The 23543-nt window shown below is 64.9% G+C and carries 16 protein-coding genes and 2 riboswitches; of the genes, 6 read left to right on the plus strand and 10 right to left on the minus strand.

From position 1 onward, the window contains the following. From CIC12_RS11365 to CIC12_RS11375, 3 genes are all read left to right on the plus strand, one after another. Positions 1–748: helicase-related protein (locus tag CIC12_RS11365; protein WP_274597552.1), on the plus strand; the 748-nt coding region annotated here is incomplete at its 5' end. A gap of 180 nt (positions 749–928) precedes the next feature. Next, positions 929–2341 carry a YeiH family protein gene (locus CIC12_RS11370; RefSeq protein WP_168664217.1) on the plus strand — a complete coding sequence of 471 codons (1413 nt, stop codon included), beginning with the start codon at positions 929–931 and terminating at the stop codon, positions 2339–2341. Positions 2342–2346: 5 nt separating this feature from the next. After that, a complete protein-coding gene (locus tag CIC12_RS11375) occupies positions 2347–2595 on the plus strand; it encodes a hypothetical protein (RefSeq protein ID WP_342030528.1) in 249 nt (82 codons plus the stop codon). A gap of 191 nt (positions 2596–2786) precedes the next feature. Here the strand turns inward: CIC12_RS11375 and CIC12_RS11380 are convergent, their stop codons facing one another. Continuing rightward, entirely contained in the window at positions 2787–2957 is a 171-nt protein-coding gene (locus CIC12_RS11380; RefSeq protein ID WP_168664218.1) for a hypothetical protein, read from the minus strand. Positions 2958–3266: 309 nt separating this feature from the next. Here CIC12_RS11380 and putA point away from each other — a divergent pair, with 309 nt between their 5' ends. Both putA and CIC12_RS11390 read left to right on the plus strand, forming a co-directional pair. Continuing rightward, complete coding sequence (putA, locus tag CIC12_RS11385) at positions 3267–7205, plus strand: trifunctional transcriptional regulator/proline dehydrogenase/L-glutamate gamma-semialdehyde dehydrogenase (RefSeq protein WP_168664219.1); 3939 nt, start codon at positions 3267–3269, stop codon at positions 7203–7205. An 87-nt stretch (positions 7206–7292) separates the two neighbouring features. Continuing rightward, positions 7293–8441 (plus strand): branched-chain amino acid ABC transporter substrate-binding protein, encoded by a 1149-nt coding sequence (locus CIC12_RS11390; protein ID WP_168664220.1) that lies wholly within the window; start codon positions 7293–7295, stop codon positions 8439–8441. Positions 8442–8544: 103 nt separating this feature from the next. Here CIC12_RS11390 and CIC12_RS11395 read toward each other — a convergent pair whose 3' ends face one another. The 8 genes from CIC12_RS11395 to CIC12_RS11430 form a co-directional block, all read right to left on the minus strand. Further along, complete coding sequence (locus tag CIC12_RS11395; protein ID WP_168664221.1) at positions 8545–10260, minus strand: thiamine pyrophosphate-binding protein; 1716 nt, start codon at positions 10258–10260, stop codon at positions 8545–8547. 235 nt (positions 10261–10495) lie between these two features. Beyond that, positions 10496–11884: an L-serine ammonia-lyase gene (locus CIC12_RS11400; protein WP_168664222.1), complete on the minus strand. Its 1389-nt coding sequence runs from the start codon at positions 11882–11884 to the stop codon at positions 10496–10498. Positions 11885–11911: 27 nt separating this feature from the next. Next, complete coding sequence (locus CIC12_RS11405) at positions 11912–13039, minus strand: alginate lyase family protein (RefSeq protein ID WP_168664223.1); 1128 nt, start codon at positions 13037–13039, stop codon at positions 11912–11914. Between the two features lie 130 nt (positions 13040–13169). Continuing rightward, positions 13170–16106 carry an aminomethyl-transferring glycine dehydrogenase gene (gene gcvP / locus CIC12_RS11410; protein ID WP_168664224.1) on the minus strand — a complete coding sequence of 979 codons (2937 nt, stop codon included), beginning with the start codon at positions 16104–16106 and terminating at the stop codon, positions 13170–13172. A gap of 83 nt (positions 16107–16189) precedes the next feature. Further along, positions 16190–16570: a glycine cleavage system protein GcvH gene (gene gcvH / locus CIC12_RS11415; RefSeq protein WP_121316065.1), complete on the minus strand. Its 381-nt coding sequence runs from the start codon at positions 16568–16570 to the stop codon at positions 16190–16192. A 62-nt stretch (positions 16571–16632) separates the two neighbouring features. After that, entirely contained in the window at positions 16633–17751 is a 1119-nt protein-coding gene (gene gcvT, locus CIC12_RS11420; protein WP_168664225.1) for a glycine cleavage system aminomethyltransferase GcvT, read from the minus strand. An 80-nt stretch (positions 17752–17831) separates the two neighbouring features. Then, positions 17832–17986: riboswitch (glycine riboswitch) on the minus strand. Positions 17987–18021: 35 nt separating this feature from the next. Next, a riboswitch (glycine riboswitch) is annotated at positions 18022–18122 on the minus strand. Positions 18123–18273: 151 nt separating this feature from the next. Beyond that, positions 18274–18624 (minus strand): hypothetical protein, encoded by a 351-nt coding sequence (locus CIC12_RS11425; protein WP_168664226.1) that lies wholly within the window; start codon positions 18622–18624, stop codon positions 18274–18276. Positions 18625–18815: 191 nt separating this feature from the next. Continuing rightward, a complete protein-coding gene (locus tag CIC12_RS11430) occupies positions 18816–19865 on the minus strand; it encodes an oxidoreductase (RefSeq protein ID WP_168664227.1) in 1050 nt (349 codons plus the stop codon). 353 nt (positions 19866–20218) lie between these two features. Between CIC12_RS11430 and CIC12_RS11435 the strand changes: the two genes are divergently transcribed. Beyond that, complete coding sequence (locus tag CIC12_RS11435) at positions 20219–22309, plus strand: UvrD-helicase domain-containing protein (RefSeq protein ID WP_168664228.1); 2091 nt, start codon at positions 20219–20221, stop codon at positions 22307–22309. Between the two features lie 217 nt (positions 22310–22526). On the opposite strand, the gene CIC12_RS11440 is transcribed toward CIC12_RS11435, so the two are convergent. Continuing rightward, positions 22527–23432, minus strand: coding sequence for a c-type cytochrome (locus tag CIC12_RS11440; RefSeq protein WP_168664229.1), 906 nt, complete (start codon positions 23430–23432; stop codon positions 22527–22529). Positions 23433–23543 lie beyond the last annotated feature (111 nt).

Consider the following 23543-nt stretch of genomic DNA (forward strand, 5'->3'; position numbering starts at 1 on the left):
CGTCGATATCGCGCCGATGGGACGCGGCACGCAGCGCGTGGAGGAAACGCTGGCGAGCGCGGTGCCCGGCGCCCGCGTGCTGCGCATCGATGCCGACAGCACGCGCCGCAAAGGCAGCGCGCAGGCGCTGTTCTCCGATGTCCACGCGGGCGAAGTCGACATCCTCGTCGGCACGCAGATGATCGCGAAGGGCCACGACTTCCAGCGCGTATCGCTGGTCGGCGTGCTCAATGCCGACACCGCCCTGTTCTCCCACGATTTCCGCGCGAGCGAGCGCCTGTTCGCGCAATTGATGCAGGTGAGCGGCCGGGCGGGCCGTGCCGGTCTGCCCGGCGAAGTGCTGGTGCAGACGCGTTATCCGCGCCACGCGCTGTACCACGCGCTGGGCCGCCACGACTACGTCGGTTTTGCCAACTCGACGCTGGCCGAGCGGCGCGACGCGCACCTGCCGCCATTCGTCTATCAGGCGTTGCTGCGAGCCGAGGGCCGCACGTTGGAGGCCGCGCTCGCCTTTCTGCAGCAGGCCGCCGCCGAGTTGACCGGCATCCCGGCCGCCGAGCGCGTGACTGTCTACGACGCCGTGCCGCTGACCATCGTCAAGGTCATGCACGTGCATCGCGCCCAACTGCTGATCGAAAGCGCGTCGCGCGCCGCATTGCAGGCCACGCTGCGCGCATGGCAACCGCTGCTGCGCGGCCTGAAAGGCGTGCTGCGCTGGAATCTCGAAGTCGATCCGCTCGACATCTGACGTCGCCCGCCAGCCGGCGGCCAGCCAGCGCGCCGCATTACTTCTTCAGGTCATATTCATAGAGCGAATGGTCGTTTCGTTTTGCGACGCCGCTCGCCTATATTCGCCGAATCGGCGCACGTTCAGGCAAAACTCCAAAATTCCCGCGCCGATGCACCTCAACTTCCCCGGGGCATTGTGATGAGCGACACCAACCAGACCGCGCCGAGCGGCGCGACGCCAGCCAGGCGGCAGGGCACGCACGGCGGCGGACTCCTGCTGACAGAAGACTGGCTGGCCGTGTGGGTCGGCCTGCTCGTGATCGTGATTGCCTGGGCGCTATTCGCATCGGGCAGCAGCATCAAGTGGGTGGCGGTGGCGCCGGCCAAATGGTCGAGCATCGGCCAGGCGGCGCAGGACCTCGCTACGCATCTGCCGAACTACGTCGCGTTGTTCATCGTGTTTTCGCTGCTGTTCGGCACAAGTCTCGCGCTGCTGAAGCAGCGTGTCGGCGCCTTCCTTGCGGCCTTCCTGATTCTGTTCATCGGTTCGGCGCTGATCTTTACGCTGGGCGCGTGGGTCAATGCGTCGAAGTACAACCTGGAGCCGCCCTTGGTGGCGCTCGCGCTCGGCTTGGTGATCTCGAACGTGTTCACGTTGCCCGACTGGTTTTCGGCAGGCTTGCGGGTCGAGTTTTACATCAAGGTCGGTATCGTGCTGCTCGGCGCGACGTTGCCGTTCACGCTGCTGGTGTGGGCCGGACCGGTGGCGGTGGCGCAGGCGACTATCGTGTCGCTCGTGACGTTCTTCGTGATCTTCTTCGCCGCCAGGGCGTTCGGACTCGACCGGCGCTTTGCCGCCGTGCTCGGCGTGGGCGGCGCGGTGTGCGGCGTGTCGGCGGCGATCGCGATTGCCGGCGCGGTGCGGGCCAAGCGCGAACAGGCGTCGGTGGCGATTACGCTGGTGGTGCTGTGGGCGATCGTGATGATCTTCGTGCTGCCGTTTGCGTCGCGCTCGCTCGGGCTATCCACGGCGGTCGCGGGCGCGTGGATCGGCACGTCGGAATTCGCGGACGCCGCCGGCATCGCCGCCGCACAGGCCTACGGCGACTTCGCGAGGCACGCGGGCGGCGCGATTGCCGGCGCGCCGGAGGCGTCGCTGCAGGCCTTCACGCTGATGAAGGTGGTCGGCCGCGATATCTGGATCGGCATCTGGGCGTTCGTGCTGGCGATTGTCGCGACGACGCGCTGGGAGTCGGAGGATAGCGGCGTCAAAGCGAAGCCGAATGGCGGCGAAATCTGGGCGCGCTTTCCGAAATTCGTGATTGGCTTTGTCGTCGCGTCCGCGTTGGTGACGTGGATCGCCAGCCGCTATTCGCTGGCCGATTATCGCAAGATCGTCACGCCCGAGTTCGTCGCGCCGATTACCGTATTGCGCACCTGGGCGTTCACGTTCTGTTTCCTCAGCATCGGCCTGACGACGCGCGTGCGTTCGCTTTCGGCGACCGGCCTGAAGCCGTTCCTCGCGTTCACTGCGGGAGTGGTGATCAATATCGTCATTGGCTACGTGCTGTCCGCGCATGTGTTCGCGGCGTACTGGAACAGCCTCGGGTGAGGCTCGTGGCACGCCGGGCCGAGCGCGTCGACAAGACCGCGGACGCGCACCATCTGGCGTGCGCGCCGCGCTGCGCCGACTGTCGGCACCGCGCCGAGGATCGGCATTCGCTCGAGCAAAGCATTCCGGGACTCGCGGTGTTCAGTTCGGGGTTCGGCGCAAGCGTCGCGGATAGCCGCCTGTGCCGCCTGCATGACCAGCTGGTTTCACCGGGCGATGTCTGCGCGCAGTTTGAGCCGCGCCCGTCGCGTTGACATTAAGTCCGGCGGCGCGTGCTTGCCAATCCCTGCCCGGCGGCAATCAGCGGCACTTTCCCAAAACGCCTGACGCACGGGTCGACCTCGTTTCCAGGTCGATTTCTGCGGCGCACGCTCGCCAATCCACGTCCAGCGGCGGCTAACACCGCTCCCCCACTCGCACTAGCCCAAGCCGCCGCGCATGCGGCTCAGTCGTTCAAAGCGGCTCGCGTATCGCCCGAGGATGCGCGCGCTGCCGCGCGTGCGCCTCCCTTTGCGGCGATGCGCCTGCCCGACCCCGCCGTCGCGCCGCGAATGAACAGCACCGCGCAGGCCGCACACATCGCCCAGATGCCCAATACCACCAGCCACTTTTCCATTTCGCCAGTCCTCAAAAACCAACCCCGTATCGTTTTTTGCGTGCCCTGAGGCCGCGCGCTATTTCTCTATAACGGCGCGCCGGATCATTTGATAAGGGCAAAGGCAAAAAGAATCACGCCAGGGAAAGTACTGAGCGCAACCGGCGCTGCCGTGAGCGGCGCCATCGGCCGGAAATCCCTGTCACACAACGCTTCCATGAGGGTGCAACCTCTCTTTTGAATTGGTTGCACCTTTTTATTTGGAGGCGTACGATTCGCCCAACTTTTAGTCTTTCACCAGGCATTCATCTGGTATCCGAAGAAGGAAACATGGCTAGCACCACCCTTGGCGTCAAGGTCGACGACCTCTTGCGTTCCCGGCTGAAAGATGCCGCCACCCGCCTCGAACGCACTCCGCACTGGCTGATCAAGCAGGCGATCTTCGCGTATCTCGAGAAAATCGAGCATGGCCAGCTGCCGCCTGAACTGTCGGGCGCGAACGGCTCGGCCGATCTGGGCGATGGCGCGGCGGTCGAACAGGAGGAAGACGGTGCGTCGCATCCGTTCCTCGAATTCGCGCAAAACGTGCAGCCGCAATCGGTGCTGCGCGCGGCGATCACTGCGGCATACCGTCGACCGGAACCGGAGTGCGTGCCGTTCCTGCTCGGTCAGGCGCGCTTGCCGGCCAATCTCGCGGGCGACGTGCAGGCGATGGCCGGCAAGCTGGTCGAAACGTTGCGCACCAAGAGCAAGGGCGGCGGCGTCGAAGGGCTGATCCACGAATTCTCGCTGTCGAGCCAGGAAGGCGTGGCGCTGATGTGCCTCGCCGAAGCGCTGCTGCGCATCCCGGATCGCGCGACCCGTGACGCGTTGATTCGCGACAAGATCAGCAAGGGTGACTGGAAATCGCACGTCGGCCAGGCGCCATCGCTGTTCGTCAATGCCGCCACTTGGGGCTTGATGATCACCGGCAAGCTGGTGACGACCAATAGCGAGACGAGTCTGTCGTCGGCGCTGACGCGTTTGATCGGCAGGGGCGGCGAGCCGCTGATCCGCAAGGGCGTCGACATGGCGATGCGCCTGATGGGCGAGCAGTTTGTTACCGGCGAGAACATCTCCGAAGCGCTTGCCAACAGCCGCAAATATGAAGCGCGCGGGTTCCGCTACTCGTACGACATGCTCGGCGAAGCGGCCACCACCGAAGCCGACGCGCAGCGCTACTACGCGTCGTACGAACAGGCGATCCACGCGATCGGCAAGGCCGCCGGCGGCCGTGGCATCTACGAAGGCCCGGGCATCTCGATCAAGCTCTCCGCGCTGCACGCACGCTACTCGCGTTCACAGCAGGAACGCACGATGAGCGAACTGCTGCCGCGCGTGCGCTCGCTCGCGATCCTCGCGCGCCGCTACGACATCGGCCTGAATATCGACGCAGAAGAAGCCGACCGCCTCGAAATCTCGCTGGATCTGCTCGAAGCGCTGTGTTTCGATCCGGAGTTGGCCGGCTGGAACGGTATCGGCTTCGTGGTGCAGGCCTATCAGAAGCGCTGCCCGTTCGTGATCGAATACATCATCGATCTGGCGCGCCGCAGCCGTCACCGCATCATGGTGCGACTCGTGAAGGGCGCGTACTGGGACACCGAAATCAAGCGCGCGCAAGTGGACGGTCTCGAAGGCTATCCGGTCTACACACGCAAGATCTACACGGACGTGTCTTACCTCGCGTGCGCGAAGAAGCTGCTCGGCGCACCCGACGCGGTCTATCCGCAGTTCGCCACGCACAATGCGCACACGCTGTCAGCGATCTATCACCTCGCGGGCAACAACTACTATCCCGGCCAGTACGAGTTCCAGTGCCTGCACGGCATGGGCGAGCCGCTGTACGAAGAAGTCACCGGCCCGTTGTCCGCCGGCAAACTGAATCGTCCGTGCCGCGTCTACGCGCCGGTCGGCACGCATGAGACGCTGCTCGCGTACCTCGTGCGCCGTCTGCTGGAAAACGGCGCAAATACGTCGTTCGTGAACCGCATCGCCGATGAAAACGTCGCGATCAAGGACCTGATCGCCGATCCGGTCGACGAAGCGTCGAAGATCGTGCCGCTCGGCGCACCGCATGCGAAGATTCCGCTGCCGCGCAACCTGTACGGCGCCGAGCGTCTCAATTCGATGGGCCTCGATCTGTCGAACGAGCATCGCCTCGCGTCGTTGTCGTCGGCGTTGCTGGCGAGTGCGCATCATCCGTGGCGCGCCGCGCCGATGCTCGAAGACAACGAGATCGCGGTGGGCACGGCGCGCGACGTGCGCAACCCGGCGGACCAGCGTGACCTGGTCGGCACGGTCGTCGAGGCGACGCCGGAGCACGTGAGCGCTGCGCTCGCGCATGCAGTGGCCGCGGCGCCGATCTGGCAAGCAACGCCGGTCGACGCACGGGCCGATTGCCTCGCGCGTGCCGCCGATCTGCTGGAAGCGCAGATGCATACGCTGATGGGTCTGGTGGTGCGCGAAGCTGGGAAGTCGCTGGCTAACGCGGTCGCGGAAATCCGCGAGGCGATCGACTTCCTGCGCTATTACTCCACGCAGATCCGCGACGAGTTTTCGAACGACACGCACCGTCCGCTCGGGCCGGTGGTCTGTATCAGCCCGTGGAACTTCCCGCTGGCGATTTTCATGGGCCAGGTGGCGGCCGCGCTGGCTGCCGGCAACACCGTGCTCGCGAAGCCCGCTGAGCAAACGCCGCTGATCGCCGCGCAAGCCGTGCGGATTCTGCGCGAAGCCGGCGTGCCGGCGGGCGCGGTGCAACTGCTGCCGGGCGACGGCGAAACGGTCGGTGCCGCCTTGGTGGCCGACCCGCGCACCCGTGCGGTGATGTTCACCGGCTCGACCGAAGTCGCTCGCCTCATCAACAAGACGCTGTCGAACCGGCTCGATCCGGACGGCAAGCCGATTCCGCTGATCGCCGAAACCGGCGGCCAGAATGCGATGATCGTCGACTCTTCGGCGCTCGCCGAACAGGTGGTGGCCGACGTGCTGCAATCGTCATTCGACTCCGCCGGTCAACGGTGTTCCGCGCTGCGCGTTCTTTGTCTGCAGGACGATGTCGCCGACCGCACGCTCGAAATGTTGACGGGCGCGATGCGCGAACTGGCGGTGGGCAATCCGGACCGCCTGTCGATCGACGTCGGCCCGGTGATCGACCTCGACGCGAAACGCGGCATCGACGCGCACGTCGCGGCGATGCGCGAGAAAGGCCGCAAGGTCGAACAACTGCCGATGCCGGAAGGCTGCGCACAAGGCACCTTCGTGCCGCCGACGCTGATCGAACTCGACAGCATCGACGAGCTGAAGCGCGAAGTGTTCGGCCCGGTGCTGCACGTGGTGCGTTATCGCCGCAGCCAGCTCGACAAGCTGCTCGAACAGATCCGCACGACCGGTTACGGCCTGACGCTCGGCATCCATACGCGGATCGATGAAACGATCGCTCACGTGATCAGCCGCGCGCACGTCGGCAACATCTACGTGAACCGCAACGTGATCGGCGCAGTGGTGGGTGTGCAGCCGTTCGGTGGCGAAGGTCTGTCGGGCACCGGTCCGAAAGCGGGCGGCGCGCTGTATCTGCAGCGATTGCTCGCGACGCGTCCGGCCGGCCTGCCGAAGTCGCTCGCGAAGGCGTTGGTTGCGGATGTACCGCAAGCCGCCGAAAACGGCGACAATCCGTCCGCTGCGTTGACCGTGCTGCGTGACTGGCTAATCGCCGAACGCCAGCCGCAACTGGCCGCGCGCTGCGATGGTTATCTATCGCATGTGCCGGCGGGCGCGACAGCGGTGTTGTCGGGGCCCACCGGCGAGCGCAATACCTACACGCTGGGCGCGCGCGGCACAGTGCTGTGCGTCGCGTCGACGGCGAGCGGTGCGCGCGTGCAGTTCGCCGCCGCGCTGGCCACGGGAAATCGTGCGCTGTTCGAAGGCGCGGCTGGTGAGCAACTGGTCTCGCAACTGCCCGCTTCGCTGAAGTCGTACGCGAGCGTGAAGAAGAGCGCCGACACGCCGTTCGATGCCGTGCTGTTCGAAGGCGACAGCGACGAACTGCTGGCGCTGGTGAAGGAAGTCGCGAAGCGTCCGGGGCCGATCGTCTCGGTGCAGGGCGTCGCGGCGCGCGCGCTCGAAAGCGGCGAAGAGGATTACGCGCTCGAGCGTCTGTTGACGGAACGCTCGGTCAGCGTGAACACGGCAGCAGCAGGCGGCAATGCGAATTTGATGACGATCGGTTGAGCGAACCTCATCGATCCCCTCAATAAAACGGAAGCGGTACGGCGACCCCGATATCGCTCCATCTACACCTGGTACCAAGGAGAAGCTATGCAACACAAGATGAAACAGCTGGCAGGCGCAGCGCTGGTTGCAGCAATGTCGCTGGCGGGGACGGCCAACGCGCAATCGACGGAAGACGTGAAGGTCGGTTTCGCCGGTCCGATGACGGGCGCGCAGGCTCACTACGGCAAGGACTTCCAGAACGGCATCACGCTGGCAGTGGAAGAGATGAATGCGACCAAGCCGGTGATCGGCGGCAAGCAGGTTCGCTTCGTGTTGGATTCGGCCGACGATCAGGCTGACCCGCGCACCGGCACGACCGTCGCGCAGAAGCTGGTGGACGACGGTATCAAGGGCATGCTCGGTCACTTCAACTCGGGCACCACAATCCCGGCTTCGCGCATCTACGCGAACGCGGGCATCCCGCAGATCGCCATGGCGACGGCGCCGGAATACACGCAGCAAGGCTTCAAGACCACGTTCCGCATGATGACGTCCGACACGCAGCAAGGTTCGGTCGCCGGTACGTTCGCGGTCAAGACCCTCGGCATGAAGAAGATCGCGATCGTCGATGACCGCACGGCTTACGGCCAGGGTCTCGCCGATCAGTTCGAAAAGGCGGCGAAGGCTTCGGGCGCGACGATCGTCGATCGCGAATACACGAACGACAAGGCTGTCGACTTCAAGTCGATCCTGACCAAGCTGAAGTCGGCGAACCCGGATCTGATCTATTACGGCGGCGCGGATTCGCAAGCGGCGCCGATGGTCAAGCAGATGAAGCAACTCGGCGTAAAGGCGCCGCTGATGGGCGGCGAAATGGTTCACACGCCGACCTTCATCAAGCTCGCGGGCGACGCGGCGAACGGTACGGTGGCATCGCTTGCCGGCCTGCCGCTGGAAGAAATGCCGGGCGGCAAGGACTACGTCGCGAAGTACAAGAAGCGTTTCAACGAAGACGTGCAAACGTACTCGCCGTACGCTTACGACGGCGCAATGGCGATGTTCACGGCGATGAAGACCGCGAACTCGACCGATCCGGCCAAGTATCTGCCGGTTCTCGCGAAGACCTCGATGCCGGCGGTGACGTCGTCGACTCTCGCGTATGACAGCCGCGGCGATCTGAAGAACGGCGGCATCACGCTGTACAAGGTGGTCGACGGCAAGTGGACGACGCTGCAAAGCGTGGGTGGGAAGTAAGCGGCGCTTGTTGCTTGCTTTGACGTCGGAAGTCAAAAAAACCCCGCTTCGGCGGGGTTTTTTATGGGGCAGTTGTTTCGAACTGCTCTGCACACACGTCCCCCTACTCCCCGCGCATCTTCCTCCCCTGCTCGCGAATCTGCTCCAACGTCGCGCCCGGCGTGCTCGCTTCCTGCGGCATGCGAATCTCGATCAGCGCCGCGCGCTGCGCATTCATTGCGCGTTGCAAGGCCGGCAGAAAATCCTCGGTCCGCTCCACCGTCTCGCCATGCGCACCGAACGACCGCGCGAATGCCGCGAAGTCCGGATTCGTGAGCCCGGTGCCATGCACGCGGTTCGGATAATGCCGCTCCTGGTGCATCCGGATCGTGCCGAAGTGACTGTTGTTCACGACGATGAACAGCACGTGAAGGTCATACTGCATCGCCGTCGCGAGTTCCTGCGCGGCCATCATGAAGCAGCCGTCGCCGGCGAGCGCGACGACCGCGCGCCGCGGATACAGCGACTTCGCCGCGATTGCCGCGGGCACGCCGTAGCCCATCGCGCCACTCGTCGGCGCGAGTTGCGAGCGATAGTGCCGATATGAAAAGTGCCGGTGCAGCCATGTCGCGTAATTGCCCGCGCCGTTTGTGAGGATCGCGTCGGCGGACAGATGCGCACGCAGTTGCTGGATCACTTCGCCCATTTGCACGTCGCCGGGAATCGGGCGCGGCTTGCGCCACTCGAGATACGCGCGATGCGCATCCTCGGCCGCGCCAGCCCACGCCGGCTGCGGCGCTGGCTGCAACGCCGCCAGCGCCGCAGCCAGTTCCGGCATGCCGGACACGATCGGCAGATCCGCGACGTACACACGCCCCAACTCTTCAGCGCCCTGGTGCACGTGCACGAGCGTCTGCCTGGTCTTCGGAATGTCGAGCAGCGTGTAGCCGTTCGTCGTCGCTTCGCCCATGCGCGGACCAAGCACGAGCAGCAGATCGGCATCGCGGATGCGCTGCGCCAGCGCCGGATTGATGCCGAGGCCGACGTCGCCCGCATAGTTCGGATGTTCGTTGTCGAGCGTGTCCTGAAAGCGGAACGCGAGGCCGACTGGTAGGTGCCAGTTCTCGACGAAGCGCCGCAAGTCCGCGCATGCGGCCGGCGTCCAGCCGCTGCCGCCCGCGATCACCATGGGCCGCTGCGCGCCTTCAAGCAACTCACGCAGCTTGTCGATCTGCGCGACCGATGGCGACGCCGCCACACGTTGATAAGCCGGCACGCCGGCCACGGCATCACATGCATCGCTCAACACATCTTCCGGCAACGACAGCACGACCGGCCCCGGCCGTCCGGACGTCGCCGTGTGAAACGCGTGGCTCAGATATTCGGGAATGCGTTTCGGGTCGTCGATTTGCGCGACCCACTTCGCCATCTGGCCGAACATGCGCCGATAGTCGATTTCCTGGAACGCCTCGCGATCGAGATGCTCGCGCGCGCATTGACCGATCAGCAGGATCATCGGTGTGGAATCCTGAAACGCGGTATGCACACCGATCGACGCGTGGGTCGCGCCCGGCCCACGCGTGACGAGCGCGACGCCCGGGCGGCCGGTCAGTTTGCCGACCGCTTCCGCCATGTTTGCCGCGGCGGCTTCGTGGCGGCACACGATGGTCTGGATGCGGTCGGTCTCGTCGTGCAGCGAATCGAGCACAGCGAGAAAACTTTCGCCGGGAACGCAGAAAACGCGTTCTACACCGTGCGTGAGCAAAGCATCGACGACGAGACGCGCACCGGTCGTGCGAGCAACATTGGAATCTGAAACGGGAGCATTCGGCTGCGACATTGCGAAGAAGCCTCCAGGCAGTACGTGAGTGCGGTCGGATCGTGCCGCATCGACGCAACGTGAAGTGCGGGCCGATGGGCGCTCCGACAGCTTACGCCGAGCGCGCGTGCGCTGTCATGGCGCAGCGCAACTGTTCTGTCCGACGAAGCGCGAGACTGAAGCGCAAAGTCCGTGAGCGCGCAAATAAAAAACGCGGGCCGTGGCCCGCGTCGTCATGTGCACTGAATGAGTGTGATCAACACTCGACGATATTCACCGCCAGCCCGCCGCGCGAGGTTTCCTTGTACTTGGTCTTCATATCCGCGCCGGTTTCACGCATGGTCTTGATCACAGAATCGAGCGACACATAGTGGCTGCCGTCGCCGCGCAACGCCATGCGCGCCGCGTTGACCGCTTTCACCGAGGCCATCGCATTGCGTTCGATGCACGGAATCTGCACCATCCCGCCGACCGGATCGCAGGTCAGTCCAAGGTTGTGTTCCATGCCGATTTCCGCGGCGTTCTCGACTTGCTTCGGTGTGCCGCCCATCACGGCGGCAAGCGCGCCCGCCGCCATCGAGCAGGCCACGCCGACCTCGCCCTGGCAGCCCACTTCCGCGCCGGAAATCGACGCGTTCAGCTTGTACAGAATGCCGATGGCCGCCGCCGTCATCAAAAAGTCGATCACGCCTTGCTGATTCGAGCCGGGCATGAAGCGCGTGTAGTAATGCAGCACGGCCGGAATGATGCCGGCGGCGCCGTTGGTCGGTGCGGTGACGACGCGCCCTCCCGCGGCGTTTTCTTCATTGACCGCGATCGCATAGAGATTGATCCAGTCGATCATCGACAATGGATCGCGCAGCGCGAGTTCAGGATTGCCGGACAGCGCGCGATACAACTGCGGTGCGCGACGCTTCACCTGGAAGGGCCCGGGCAAGTTGCCATCGGCATCGGGGTTGTTGATGCCGCAGCCGCGCGCGACGCACGATTGCATCACGTCCCAGATTTTCAGCAAGCCCGCGCGCGTCTCTTCTTCGGTATGCCAGACGCGCTCGTTGTCCCACATCAACTGAGCGATGCTCTTGCCGGTCGATGCGCACAGCGCAAGCAATTCATTGCCGGTGCGAAACGAGTGCGGCAATTGATCGACGGCGCTCAGCACTTTCGTGTTCGGCGCGCCGGCCGTCACCACGAATCCGCCGCCCACCGACAGATAGGTCGACTCGCGCAGCGTCTCGCCTTGCGCGTCGAACGCGCGCAGCTTCAGGCCGTTCGGATGCTCGGCCAACGCCTGGCGATAAAACGAAATGTGATCCTTCTGCGCGAACGGCACGTCGTGCGTGCCGAGCAGCGGCAGCTTGCGCGACACCCGTACCGCTTCGAGCCGTTGCGCGATCGTGTCCGGATCGACCGTGTCGGGCGCGTCGCCCATCAGGCCGAGCATTACGCCGCGATCCGTGCCGTGGCCCTTGCCGGTCGCGCCGAGCGATCCATACAGATCCACCTTCACCGATGCGGTTGCGTCCAGCAGTCCGTCGCGTTCGAGCCCTTGAACGAACATTAGCGCCGCGCGCATCGGCCCAACCGTATGCGAGCTGGACGGACCAATGCCGATTTTGAAGAGATCGAACACGCTGACTGCCATTGACTGCTCCCTGCCGATAAGTAGATGTTAGCGCGCCGGCAGCGGCAAACACACGGCGAGCCACGCGGGCGGCGTCGGTGCGAGCTGTAGCGCGATTGGCGTAAAGCGCCCGTCGAGACGCGCTGCCAGGTGAAACAGTTCCGTCGCATTCTTCGGGTCCCAGGGACCCGAGTAGCCGGGCAAGCCGGCCTCGCGACGTTTTGCATCGAACGGGACGCTCGAATGCACAAATTCTTCATGCGTCTGACTGCCGGACGCGAACGGCGCCAGCCAGTTGAGCGCGGCCAGCAACGTGGCGCCGTTGGCGCCCTTCTCCTGCAGCCAGTTGCGGTTGTGGCGGCGCGCGGCAAGCGCGGCCATCACGAGCGGCTGCAGATCGTAGGTGACGTAGCGCAGCGCATCGCGTTCGCTGAAGTCGATGGTCGAGCCGTCCGGCGCGATGTTGTCGCCGATATGCTCGACGAACAGACGCTGCGCCGCGTTGATCATCTTGCGGTTATCGAGTGTGAATGCGGCCATCGCAATCAGCTTGACCCGGTGGCTCTGCCAATTGTTGCGAAAGGTGCCTTTCAGCGGCCGCGGCTGGGCGTCGATCTGCGCGATGTAGCCGTTCGCGAGCTTCGTCAGGAACGCCATTGCCGCGTTGCGCGTCTTCACGGGCAACGCGCTCGCGGTCATGTCGTAGGCGAGGATCAGCCCTTCGAAATGCGTTTCGTCGATCGGATTGAAACTCGGCTGATAAGTCGTGACCCACGCGTACAGCAGGCGGTCGACGAGCTTCAGAAAACGGTCGTCGCTGGTCGCGCGCCAGGCGAGCGCGGCGTCGCGCAGCAGATCGAGATCTTTCTCCGCTTCGACGCTCTGATCGTAGATGCCCTCGTGCGGCAGCGTGCCCTCGGTATGCAGCTTCGCGAGCGCATGTGGCTGCTCGTTCAGATGCGTTTGCACGTTGCTCACGAGCGCCTTCACGCCGGGATCTGCGTTGGTGCGCTCGCTGGTTTGCAACGCGGGCGCCGCACAGAAATTCATCGCGGCCTGCGGCCGCAGCGGCAGCAGCGCGGCCGCGCCGGCGAGCACCAAGACACACGTTTGCCGCCACGGACGGGCTCGCGTTGCTGCGGCCCGGCTTTGCATCGATCGCACCTTTCGCGCCATGCGAAACTCCTCGTTAGGCTGATTCGGTGTGTGATGTTAGCCGTTTGCGGCCACGAGCGACAGAAGCCCGGGTCGAACCGCGTGCACCACCCTGCCGTCCGTTCCGGACAGCGGGCGATGCGCCGCGCGCTTACTCGTAGTCGGCGATCGGCACGCAGGAGCAGAACAGATTGCGGTCGCCGTACACGTTGTCCGCACGGCCGACGGGCGGCCAGTATTTCTTCGCGATCAGCGTGGGCAGCGGATATGCGGCGGTTTCGCGTGCATACGCATGCTTCCAGTCGTCGGCGATCACGACGGCGGCGGTGTGAGGCGCGTGCTTCAGCGGATTGTCCTCGCGATCCGAGCGGCCTTCTTCGACCGCGCGAATTTCGTTGCGGATCGCGATCATCGCTTCGATGAAGCGGTCGAGTTCCTCCTTCGATTCCGATTCGGTCGGCTCGACCATTAGCGTACCCGGTACCGGGAAGCTCATCGTCGGCGCGTGGAAGCCGTAGTCGGCGAGGCGCTTGGCGACGTCGTCCACGGTGATGCCGCTGGTTTCCTTCAACGGACGCAGATCGAGAATGCACTCGTGCGCGACCAGTCCGCCCGGGCCCGAATACAGCACCGGATAGTGCGGCGCGAGTTTGTTCGCGACGTAGTTCGCGTTGAGGATCGCGGTTTCGGTGGCGGCGGTCAGATTCTTCGCGCCCATCATCGCGATGTACATCCACGAGATCGGCAGGATCGACGCCGAGCCGTACGGTGCGCCCGATACCGCGCCGATACCGTTCGGCGCGCGTTCATAGCCTGACGAGATCTGGTTCGGCAGGAACTGCGCGAGGTGCGCGCCGACCGCGACCGGCCCGACGCCCGGTCCGCCTCCGCCGTGCGGAATGCAGAAGGTCTTGTGCAAGTTCAGGTGCGAGACGTCGCCGCCGAACTGGCCCGGCGCGCACAGACCGACCATCGCGTTCATGTTCGCGCCGTCCACGTAAACCTGCCCGCCGTGCGCGTGCACGATCTCGCAGATTTCGCGCACGTTCGCCTCGAACACGCCGTGCGTGGACGGATACGTGATCATGATCGCCGCGAGCTTGTCGGCGTGCTGAGCGGCCTTCTTCTTCAGGTCTTCGATGTCGACGTTGCCTTGCGCGTCGCAGGCGACCACCACCACCTGCATACCGGCCATCTGCGCCGACGCCGGGTTCGTGCCGTGCGCCGAAGCGGGAATCAGGCAGACGTTGCGATGCGCTTCGCCGCGCGACGCGTGATACGCGTGGATGATCAGCAGGCCGGCGTACTCGCCTTGCGAGCCGGCATTCGGTTGCAGCGAAACGGCGGCATACCCGGTTGCGGCGACCAGCATTTCTTCGAGCTGATCGATCATTTCGCGGTAGCCGACGGTTTGCTCAGCCGGCGCGAACGGATGGATCTGACCGAACTCGGGCCACGTGACCGGCAGCATTTCCGAGGTCGCGTTCAGCTTCATCGTGCATGAGCCGAGCGGGATCATCGAGCGGTCGAGCGCGAGGTCCTTGTCCGACAGACTGCGCAGATAGCGCAGCATTTCCGTTTCCGAATGATGACGGTTGAACACGTGGTGCGTGAGGTATGCACTGGTGCGCGCCAGCGCAGCCGGTACCGACGCGGTGTTCGACGCGGCCATCGCGGCGTCGAGTGCATCGACTTGCGGCACGTCGCTCGCGAAGGCCGCTTGCGCGAAGACCGCGAGCAGATCGGCGAGATCGTGGCGCGTCGTGGTTTCGTCGATCGACAGGCCGACCTGCGTGGCGCTCACGCGGCGCAGGTTGATGCGCCGGGCGGTTGCCGCGTCGAGCAGCGCTTGCGTGCGCGCGCCGGTGTCGAACGTGAGGGTGTCGAAGAAGGTTTCGTTGACGAGCGTGTAGCCGAGTTGCTTCGCGCCTTCGGCGAGCAGCGCGGCGATGCGGTTCACGCGCAGCGCGATGGTCTTCAGACCGTGCGGGCCGTGATAGACCGCGTACATGCTGGCCATGATCGCGAGCAGCGCTTGCGCGGTACACACGTTCGAGGTGGCCTTCTCGCGGCGGATATGTTGTTCGCGCGTTTGCAGCGCGAGACGCAGGGCGGGGTTGCCTTGCGCATCGACGGTCACGCCGACGAGACGCCCCGGCATCTGCCGCTTGAATTCATCGCGCACCGCGAGATAGGCGGCATGCGGACCGCCAAAACCGACCGGCACGCCGAACCGCTGCGTATTGCCGACGGCCACGTCCGCGCCCCATTCGCCGGGCGGCGTGAGCACGGTCAGCGCGAGCAGGTCGGCGGCGACCACCACGTGGCCGCCCGCTGTGTGGATCGCTTCGGTCAGCGCGCGGTAGTCGCGCACGTCGCCGTTCACGCCCGGGTATTGCAACAGCACGCCGAACGCGTTCGAGTTCGCGGCTTCAGCGGCGGGTCCGACTTTCACTTCGATGCCGACCGGCGTCGCGCGCGTCTTCACGACTTCGATGGTTTGCGGCAGCACGTCGTCGGCGACGAAGAACACGTTCGACTTCGGCTTGCCGACGCGTTGCAGCAGCGTCATCGCTTCGGCGGCGGCGGTGGCCTCGTCGAGCAGCGACGCGTTCGAGATCGCGAGACCGGTCAGGTCGACGATCATCTGCTGGAAGTTCAGCAGCGCTTCCAGACGGCCTTGCGAAATTTCCGGCTGATACGGCGTGTACGCGGTGTACCAGGCCGGATTTTCCAGCACGTTGCGCAGGATCACCGTCGGGGTGTGCGCGTTGTAATAGCCCTGCCCGATGTACGAGCGGAACACCTGGTTCTTGTCCGCGAGTTCGCGCAGTGCAGCGAGCGCTTCGGCCTCGCTCTTCGGTTGCGCGAAGGGACCGAGCGGCAGCGTTTCGGTGCGGCGGATCGTCTGCGGAATCACGGCGTCGATCAGCGCGGCGCGCGAGGCGAAGCCGAGGGCTTCGAGCATCGCTTGCTGGTCGGCGGAATCCGGGCCGATATGCCGTTCTGCGAAGGCGTCATGCACTTCGAGCGCGGCGAGCGAGAGAGGAGTGCGGTTCATCAGACGATCCGGGTGTTCGAGCTTCATGGGTGTTCCTGGCGGTGCGGGTATCCCTGTGCTTCGAGAGGGACGCGCCGCACCTTGGGGGTTAAACGTAAAGGCGAATCGGATCAGGCGCCGATCGACTTCGTGTACGCGTCGGCGTCGATCAGGCGATCTTGCGTCGCGTCGGCGGCCGGCTTGATCTTGAAGAGCCAGCTTTCGTACGGCGTGCTGTTGACCGAGTCGGGCGAGTCGGCCACGGCCGAATTCGCTTCGATGATCTCGCCCGAGACCGGCGCGTAGATGTCGGAAGCGGCTTTCACCGATTCGATCACGGCGACGGTGTCGCCCGCGGTCACGGTCTTGCCCAGTTGCTGGACTTCGAAGAAGACGATGTCGCCGAGCGCTTCCTGCGCGTGGTCGGTAATGCCGACCGTCAGCGTGCCGTCCGCTTCGGTGCGGACCCATTCGTGCGATTCGGTGTATTTGAGGTCGGCCGGGATGCTCATCGGATGCTCCTGTGCGGTGTGATTCGGTATTGGCTTAAAAAGAGGGGACGTGCGCGCGGCTGCTAAACGGCCAGCACCTTGCCGTTGCGCACGAATGGCAGTTTTACCACGCTTGCGGGAACGGCCTTATCTCGAATCTGGACGTGAACGGTGTCGCCCGGCTGTACGCCCTTGGGCACGCGCGCGAAGGCGATCGATTCCTGCATCGTCGGGGAAAAAGTGCCGCTGGTGATTTCGCCTTCGCCGTGCGGCGTGACGACTTTCTGATGAGCACGCAGCACGCCCGCGGCCTTGCCGTTTTCCTTCAGCAGGATGAGGCCGACGAACGCGGCCTTCGAGCCGTCGGCTTCGAGCTTGCCCTTGCCGACGAAGTCGCGCGGCGAGGTGAGGTCGACGGTCCATGCGAGGCCGGCGTCGAGCGGCGAGACGTTGTCGTCCATGTCCTGGCCGTACAGATTCATGCCGGCTTCGAGGCGAAGCGTGTCGCGCGCGCCGAGACCGGCCGGGCGCACGCCTTGCGCGCGTAGCGCGTTCCACAGCGCCTCCACGTGGTCTGCGGGCACGATGATTTCGAAACCGTCTTCGCCGGTGTAGCCGGTGCGCGCGACGGTCAGTTCCCCGAACGGCGTACCGTCGACGCGCGCCGCGTTGAACGGCTTCAGAGCTTCGGTGGCGGCGCGCACGGTGGGCACCGTTTGCCAGACTTTCTCGCGTGCGTTCGGACCTTGCACGGCGACGATCGCGAAGTCGCGGCGCGGCGCGATGGTCAGGCCGAAGCCGCCGTCGGCGTTGAGCTGGCCGAACCAGGCGATGTCTTTGTCGGCGGTGCCGGCGTTGACGACCACGCGGAAGTGGTCTTCGCCGAAGTAATAGACGATCAGATCGTCGATCACGCCGCCGTTCGGGTTCAGCAGACAGGAATAGAGCGCGCGGCCGGGCGTTTGCAGCTTGCCCACGTTGTTCGCCAGCGCGTATTCGAAGAAGGCGCGCACGCGCTCGCCAGTGAAGTCGACCACGCACATGTGCGAGACGTCGAACATGCCGGCGTCGGTGCGCACGGCGCGGTGTTCGTCGATCTGCGAGCCGTAGTTGACAGGCATGTCCCAGCCGCCGAAATCGACCATGCGGGCATTGAGCGCGCGATGGGTGGCGTTGAGCGGGGTGTGTTTGAGTTCGGTCATGGGGCCTCGGGCATCTCGCGAAACAGAAAAGGCCATGCGGCGCGACGCCTCGCGGCAAGGTGCCGGCGAGCGTGGTTCTGCATGACCCCTCTGTCCTCGATACCTGAGAGATTGCGCGACCGTGAACGTTGCCTGGTCACGGTGACACGCGCGCCCCTTCGGTGGGCAGCCTGCCTGAATCTGCATGATGTTGCCAACACGCAGATGGCTACTGCCGCTCTCCAGAGTGCGAAAAACCGCTGCCTTGAGCTTGCTTCTGGCGAGGGTTTTTCGACGCGGTCGGTCCTTTTGCCTGAGAGTTTGCGGGTGTGCCCCTTCGGCGGCGCGGCGTGCCATATTCGGCGGCCAGCGCGCTCTCCCGACGCGTGCGGCGAATGTACGCGACGGCCGGGGGCTTGTCAAATAAAGGCTGGCGGCCTGTACGGCGGCGGCTGCGGCACGCGTGGGCGAAAAAAAAGCGCGGGCCGGTTGCCCGCGCTGGGCTGCGTAGCGGTGCTGCTTCGATGACGGAAGCGGCGCCGCTTACTCGCCGATCGCGTGAGCCGCGTTGTCCAGTTCCTGATTTAGCACGCGCTGTTCGTCGGCGGTGAGGCCGCCGCCATGTTGCGCGGCCATGTGGTGGGCTTCCTCGCGAATCACGTCCAGCCGATGATGCAGGGATGCGCCTTGCGGCGGCGGGTAGACGCCCTGATTCACCCGTTTGTCGATGCGTCGGCCGAGATTGTCGATCCGGCCTTCCACCTGACGCAGACGCTGATCCGCGATCTGCTGCTGGGTGGGGTGTGACGCCGGCGCGGGCGGCGGAGTCACCACGCAGGCGGCGAGAGAACTGAGCAGGGCGCCTGCTGCAATGGCGCGGGTGATACGAGGCATAGACTCTCCGGAAGTCGTTGTCGTGGGATGCTACTCAGGTAGCAACGAATGAGCGCGGCCGCGCGCTGACCGGCGAGCGGGCAGAGTTGTAACGTTATGTTCCTTTCGGAGGCGTCGGATGTCTGCCGCGCGAGCCCGGCGGCACGTGCGGTTTTAGGTACACAAGACGTCGCGCCGCGCGCTCGAGCGGCTCAGCGAATGCGCGCGAACGGCAAGCGTACGCCTTCTTCCGAGCTGCGCGCGGCGAGCTCGATGATGGTCATCACGTCGACCGCATCCTGAGCCGTGACAGGGAATGCAACGCCGTTCTGGATGGCGTCCGCCACCGCGACATAGAACCCGGCGTAGTCGCCATTGCGGGTCGGCACTTCGCGCTCGACTTCCTGATCGCCTTCCTGCACGCGCAGCAAGCCCGCAGTATTGCCGGCACCGAAGCCTTCGTCGCCGGGCCGCAGGCCTGCCTTCAGTTGATCTTCCTGCGTGTCGAGGCCGTGTTTCACATAGCTGCCCCGCGTGCCGTGGATCGCAAAGCGCGGCGCGACTAGCGCGGTCAGCGCGCTCGCATGCAGCACCACCTCGAACTCGCCGTAGCCGAGCTGGATGTGCACGTAATCAGGCGCGCTCGCCTGGTCGCGATGCGCGCGCACCGTCGCCGAGACCGTCTGCGGGGCGCCGAACAGCGCCAACGCTTGGTCGATCAGATGCGGCCCGAGGTCGAACAGCAGGCCGCCGCCGCGCGACGCCTCTTCGCGCCAGCGTTGCCGCACTTCGGGCCGGAAGCGGTCGAAATGCGATTCGTACTGTGTGACGCGCCCTAGTTCCACGCGGGCGAGCAGATCGCGCACGGTCAGAAAATCGCCGTCCCAGCGACGATTGTGGAACGGCATGAACAGCTTGCCCCGCGCGAGCGCGATGTTGGCAAGCGTGTGAGCGTCAGCGGCGCTCAGCGTGACCGGCTTGTCGACCACCACGTGCTTGCCGGCTTCGAGTATGCGGCGCGCGAGGTCGAAGTGCGTGTCGTTGGGCGTCGCGATCACGACGCAATCGATGTCGTCGAGGGCCAGCAGCGCGTCGAGGTCGGCCACGATTTTCGCGTGCGGATAGTCGGCCTGCGCGCGTTCGGGCTGGCTCGTCGCGATGGCGGCGACGCTCGCGCGTCCGCAATGTGCGATCACCGGCGCATGAAAGGTCGCGCCAGCAAAACCGTAACCCATCAGTCCAATATTTAGCGATCCGGACATGCGAGTCTTCCTGCAAAAACGGCGCGCCGCTTTGCCACCGCGGCGACGGCGCGCCACACCGTAATTGTGGCATGTCCTGAAGGCGGACCGTCAGCATCGTTGCGGTGAGTCGTCGGGGCCGGCGAGGTATCGGTCGCGGCTAGCCGCCATGGCATCCGGCGCGGCGTCCATAGCAGGCATCCGTGTTAACATCGCTCCTCTCGCGCGGAACCGTGGCGGACCGGAATACCTTGCACCCTGCGGGCGCCCGTTCCAGCCGACGCTGCCGCGCAGCATGCACCGGGCCTCCAGCCGGCGATTTCACGCCCGCTGCCCTCGACCACCGCTCCTAACGCATCACCCATCCACAGACGATGTCCGCAGGCCTGAACCCCGCTCAAAATGAAGCGGTCCGTTATCTCGACGGTCCGTGTCTCGTGCTCGCCGGCGCAGGCAGCGGCAAGACGCGTGTGATCACGCAGAAAATCGCGCACCTGATCGAAGCCAAAGGCTTCGAGCCGCGCCACATCGCCGCCGTCACGTTCACGAACAAGGCCGCGGCGGAAATGCGCGAGCGCGTCGGCAAGCTGCTCGAAGGCAAGACGCTCACGACGCCCGGCAAGGAAGGCCGCAAGGTGCCCGTCAATCAGTTGACGGTGTGCACGTTTCACTCGCTCGGTGTGCAGATTCTGCGGCAGGAGGCGGAACACGTCGGCCTCAAGCCGCAGTTCTCCATCATGGATTCGGACGACTGCTTCGGCATGATTCAGGAGCAGGTCGGCTCGACGGACAAGGGCTTCATCCGCAAGATCCAGTCGATCATCTCGCTGTGGAAGAACGGGCTGATCATGCCCGAGGAGGCGATTGCGATTGCCGCGAACGAAGACGAGCATCAGGCCGCGATCGTCTACCGCAACTACGTGGCGACGCTGCACGCATATCAGGCGGTCGATTTCGACGACCTGATCCGCCTGCCCGCCGAACTGTTCGCGAAGAACGAGCAGGTGCGCGAGCGTTGGCAGAACAAGCTGCGCTATCTGCTGATCGACGAGTATCAGGACACCAACGCGTGTCAGTACGAACTGGTGAAGCTGCTCGCGGGCAAGCGCGCGGCGTTCACGGCGGTTGGCGACGACGACCAGGCGATCTACGGTTGGCGCGGCGCGACGCTCGAAAATCTCGGCCAGCTCAGCAAGGATTTTCCGAAGCTGCATCTGATCAAGCTGGAACAGAACTATCGCTCGACGGTGCGCATTCTGACCGCCGCGAACAACGTGATCGCAAACAATCCGAAGCTGTTCGAAAAGAAGCTGTGGTCCGAACATGGGATGGGCGACACGATCACCGTCACGGGTTGCAACGACGAAGAGCACGAGGCCGAGTCGGTGGTGTTCCGCCTGTCCGCGCACAAGTTCGAGCGGCGCGCGAATTTCCGCGATTACGCGATCCTGTATCGCGGTAATTTCCAGGCGCGCATTTTCGAACAGGTACTGCGTCGCGAGCGGATTCCGTATGTGCTGTCCGGCGGGCAGTCGTTCTTCGACAAGGCCGAGATCAAGGACATCTGCGCGTATCTGCGTCTGATCGCCAACGCGAACGACGACCCCGCGTTCATCCGCGCGATCACCACGCCGCGCCGCGGCGTCGGCAATACGACGCTCGAAGCGCTCGGCTCGTTCGCAGGCCAGGCGAAGGTCTCGCTGTTCGAGGCGGTATACATGGGCGGCATCGAGGCGCGTTTGTCGCCGCGCCAGATCGAACCGATGCGTGTGTTCTGCGACTTCATGCAGCGCCTCACGGATCGCGCCGAGAAAGACGCGGCCGGCACGCTGCTCGACGAACTGATGGACGCGATCCACTACGAAGCGTATCTGTACGACGCGTTCGACGAACGTCAGGCGCAGGCCAAATGGCAGAACGTGCTGGAGTTCATGGAGTGGCTCAAGCGCAAAGGCACCAAGGCCGAGCCCGAGGGCGCCGCCAACGGTGAAGCGACCGGTTACGACACCGCTGACGGTTTCGGCGATACCGGCAAGAACCTGCTTGGGCTGATCCAGACCGTCGCGCTGATGTCGATGCTCGAAGGCCGTGAGGAAGATCCGGACGCGGTGCGGCTTTCGACAGTGCATGCGTCGAAGGGACTGGAGTATCCGCACGTGTTTCTGGTGGGCGTCGAGGAAGGCATCATGCCGCATCGCGGCGGCCCCGACGACGAACCGATCGACGACGCGCGCATCGAGGAAGAGCGCCGGCTGATGTATGTCGCGATTACGCGGGCCCAGCGCAGTCTGCATCTGAACTGGTGCAAGAAGCGCAAGCGCGCGCGGGAGACGGTGGTGTGCGAGCCGTCGCGCTTCATCCCCGAAATGCTGCTCGATGATGCGCCGCCGCCAACGCCCGAAGAAGCGCCGATGTCGCCGAAAGACCGGCTCGCGAGTTTGAAGGCGTTGTTGCAGAAGCCTTGAGTGGGCGGGAGGGTGCTCGTTGGTGAGACGTTGCGCGCCGATATAGGCCTTTGTTGAGGACGCGATGCATTCGCTCGTCCCGCATGTGCCCCGGACCCGCGCCATCGAACCTGCGCATAAACGCATCGCGCATAAAAAAATCCCAGCATCGCGTTACCGCATGCAGGGATTTTTCTTTCTGCGCGCCGAGCACACGCAGCGCGTTCTGTCGAAAGCCTTACTTTACCGCGCTCACCATGTAGTCGACGGCGGCCTTCACGTCGGCATCCGACGCGCTCGACCCGCCCTTCGGCGGCATTGCGCCCTTGCCGTGCAGCGCGTAGTTGTAGACCGTGTCCATCGGCTCTTTCAGGCGCGGCGCCCAAGCTTCCTTGTCGCCGAACTTCGGTGCGTTCAGCACGCCTGCCGCGTGACACGCCTGGCAGACCTGCTGATACAACGCCTTGCCGGCTTGCGATGCGTCCGCGCTTTGGGCGCCGCCGGCTGCCGGCACCGCGGCTTGCGGGACGCTTGCCATCGCCGCCATGGCTGCGGCGGCTTGAGCCTGGGCTGCGCCCGCGTCCGACGCGCCAGCCGGCGCGGCTGCCGCGGCCGCACCAGAGGCCGCCGCCGGACCGGCGGCTGGCTGCGCCGGTTCCGGGAAGCTCGCGCCGGAGTTGTTCGCCATGTAGGCCACCGCGCGGGCGATTTCGAAGTCGCTGTAGTCGTCGGGGCTAGTGCCGCCGCGCGGGGGCATCGCGCCCTTGCCGGCGAGCGCCGTGTGCCAGAGCGTGTCGAAGCCCTGCGCGATGCGCGGCGCCCAGTCGGCGGTATTGGTGAATTTCGGCGCGCCTGCCGTGCCCGACGCGTGACATGCAGAGCAAACGGCCTTATAGACCTCTTCGCCGCTCTTGTAGACGCGCGGCGCATTGGCGTCGCGAATTTCGACTTGGGCTAGCGGCTTGATGCGGGCGGTGACTTCGGCTTCGGAGAGAGAGTCGGTGCCGGCGCCGGTGCGTGTCGAATTATCGACATAAACCGCCAGCAGAACGATGATGACGATGGGCACAGCAAACCCGGCGATGATCGCGGCGACAAGCTGCGCTGGGGTTTTGATCGGGGCTCCGTGTGGTGCTTCCCTCATGCTTGTCTCGTCTCCGTGGGTATGTGAGCGGTACAGCGTGACGGCAACTTCTTGTTCTATATCAGCCACGGACGATTATAGACGCAAGATTTCGACGGCGGCGAGGGCGGC

This window comes from Paraburkholderia sp. SG-MS1 (genome assembly GCF_012275575.1).
GTDB lineage: Bacteria > Pseudomonadota > Gammaproteobacteria > Burkholderiales > Burkholderiaceae > Paraburkholderia.

Bases quoted from the DNA above. Each gene is read 5' to 3' on its own strand.
- putA (WP_168664219.1), top strand. From the start codon at position 3,267: ATGGCTAGCACCACCCTTGGCGTCAAGGTCGACGACCTCTTGCGTTCC.
- CIC12_RS11380 (WP_168664218.1), bottom strand. From the start codon at position 2,957: ATGGAAAAGTGGCTGGTGGTATTGGGCATCTGGGCGATGTGTGCGGCC.
- gcvP (WP_168664224.1), bottom strand. From the start codon at position 16,106: ATGAAGCTCGAACACCCGGATCGTCTGATGAACCGCACTCCTCTCTCG.
- CIC12_RS11370 (WP_168664217.1), top strand. From the start codon at position 929: ATGAGCGACACCAACCAGACCGCGCCGAGCGGCGCGACGCCAGCCAGG.
- CIC12_RS11430 (WP_168664227.1), bottom strand. From the start codon at position 19,865: ATGTCCGGATCGCTAAATATTGGACTGATGGGTTACGGTTTTGCTGGC.
- CIC12_RS11425 (WP_168664226.1), bottom strand. From the start codon at position 18,624: ATGCCTCGTATCACCCGCGCCATTGCAGCAGGCGCCCTGCTCAGTTCT.
- CIC12_RS11405 (WP_168664223.1), bottom strand. From the start codon at position 13,039: ATGGCGCGAAAGGTGCGATCGATGCAAAGCCGGGCCGCAGCAACGCGA.
- CIC12_RS11395 (WP_168664221.1), bottom strand. From the start codon at position 10,260: ATGTCGCAGCCGAATGCTCCCGTTTCAGATTCCAATGTTGCTCGCACG.
- gcvT (WP_168664225.1), bottom strand. From the start codon at position 17,751: ATGACCGAACTCAAACACACCCCGCTCAACGCCACCCATCGCGCGCTC.
- CIC12_RS11390 (WP_168664220.1), top strand. From the start codon at position 7,293: ATGCAACACAAGATGAAACAGCTGGCAGGCGCAGCGCTGGTTGCAGCA.
- CIC12_RS11400 (WP_168664222.1), bottom strand. From the start codon at position 11,884: ATGGCAGTCAGCGTGTTCGATCTCTTCAAAATCGGCATTGGTCCGTCC.
- CIC12_RS11440 (WP_168664229.1), bottom strand. From the start codon at position 23,432: ATGAGGGAAGCACCACACGGAGCCCCGATCAAAACCCCAGCGCAGCTT.
- gcvH (WP_121316065.1), bottom strand. From the start codon at position 16,570: ATGAGCATCCCGGCCGACCTCAAATACACCGAATCGCACGAATGGGTC.
- CIC12_RS11435 (WP_168664228.1), top strand. From the start codon at position 20,219: ATGTCCGCAGGCCTGAACCCCGCTCAAAATGAAGCGGTCCGTTATCTC.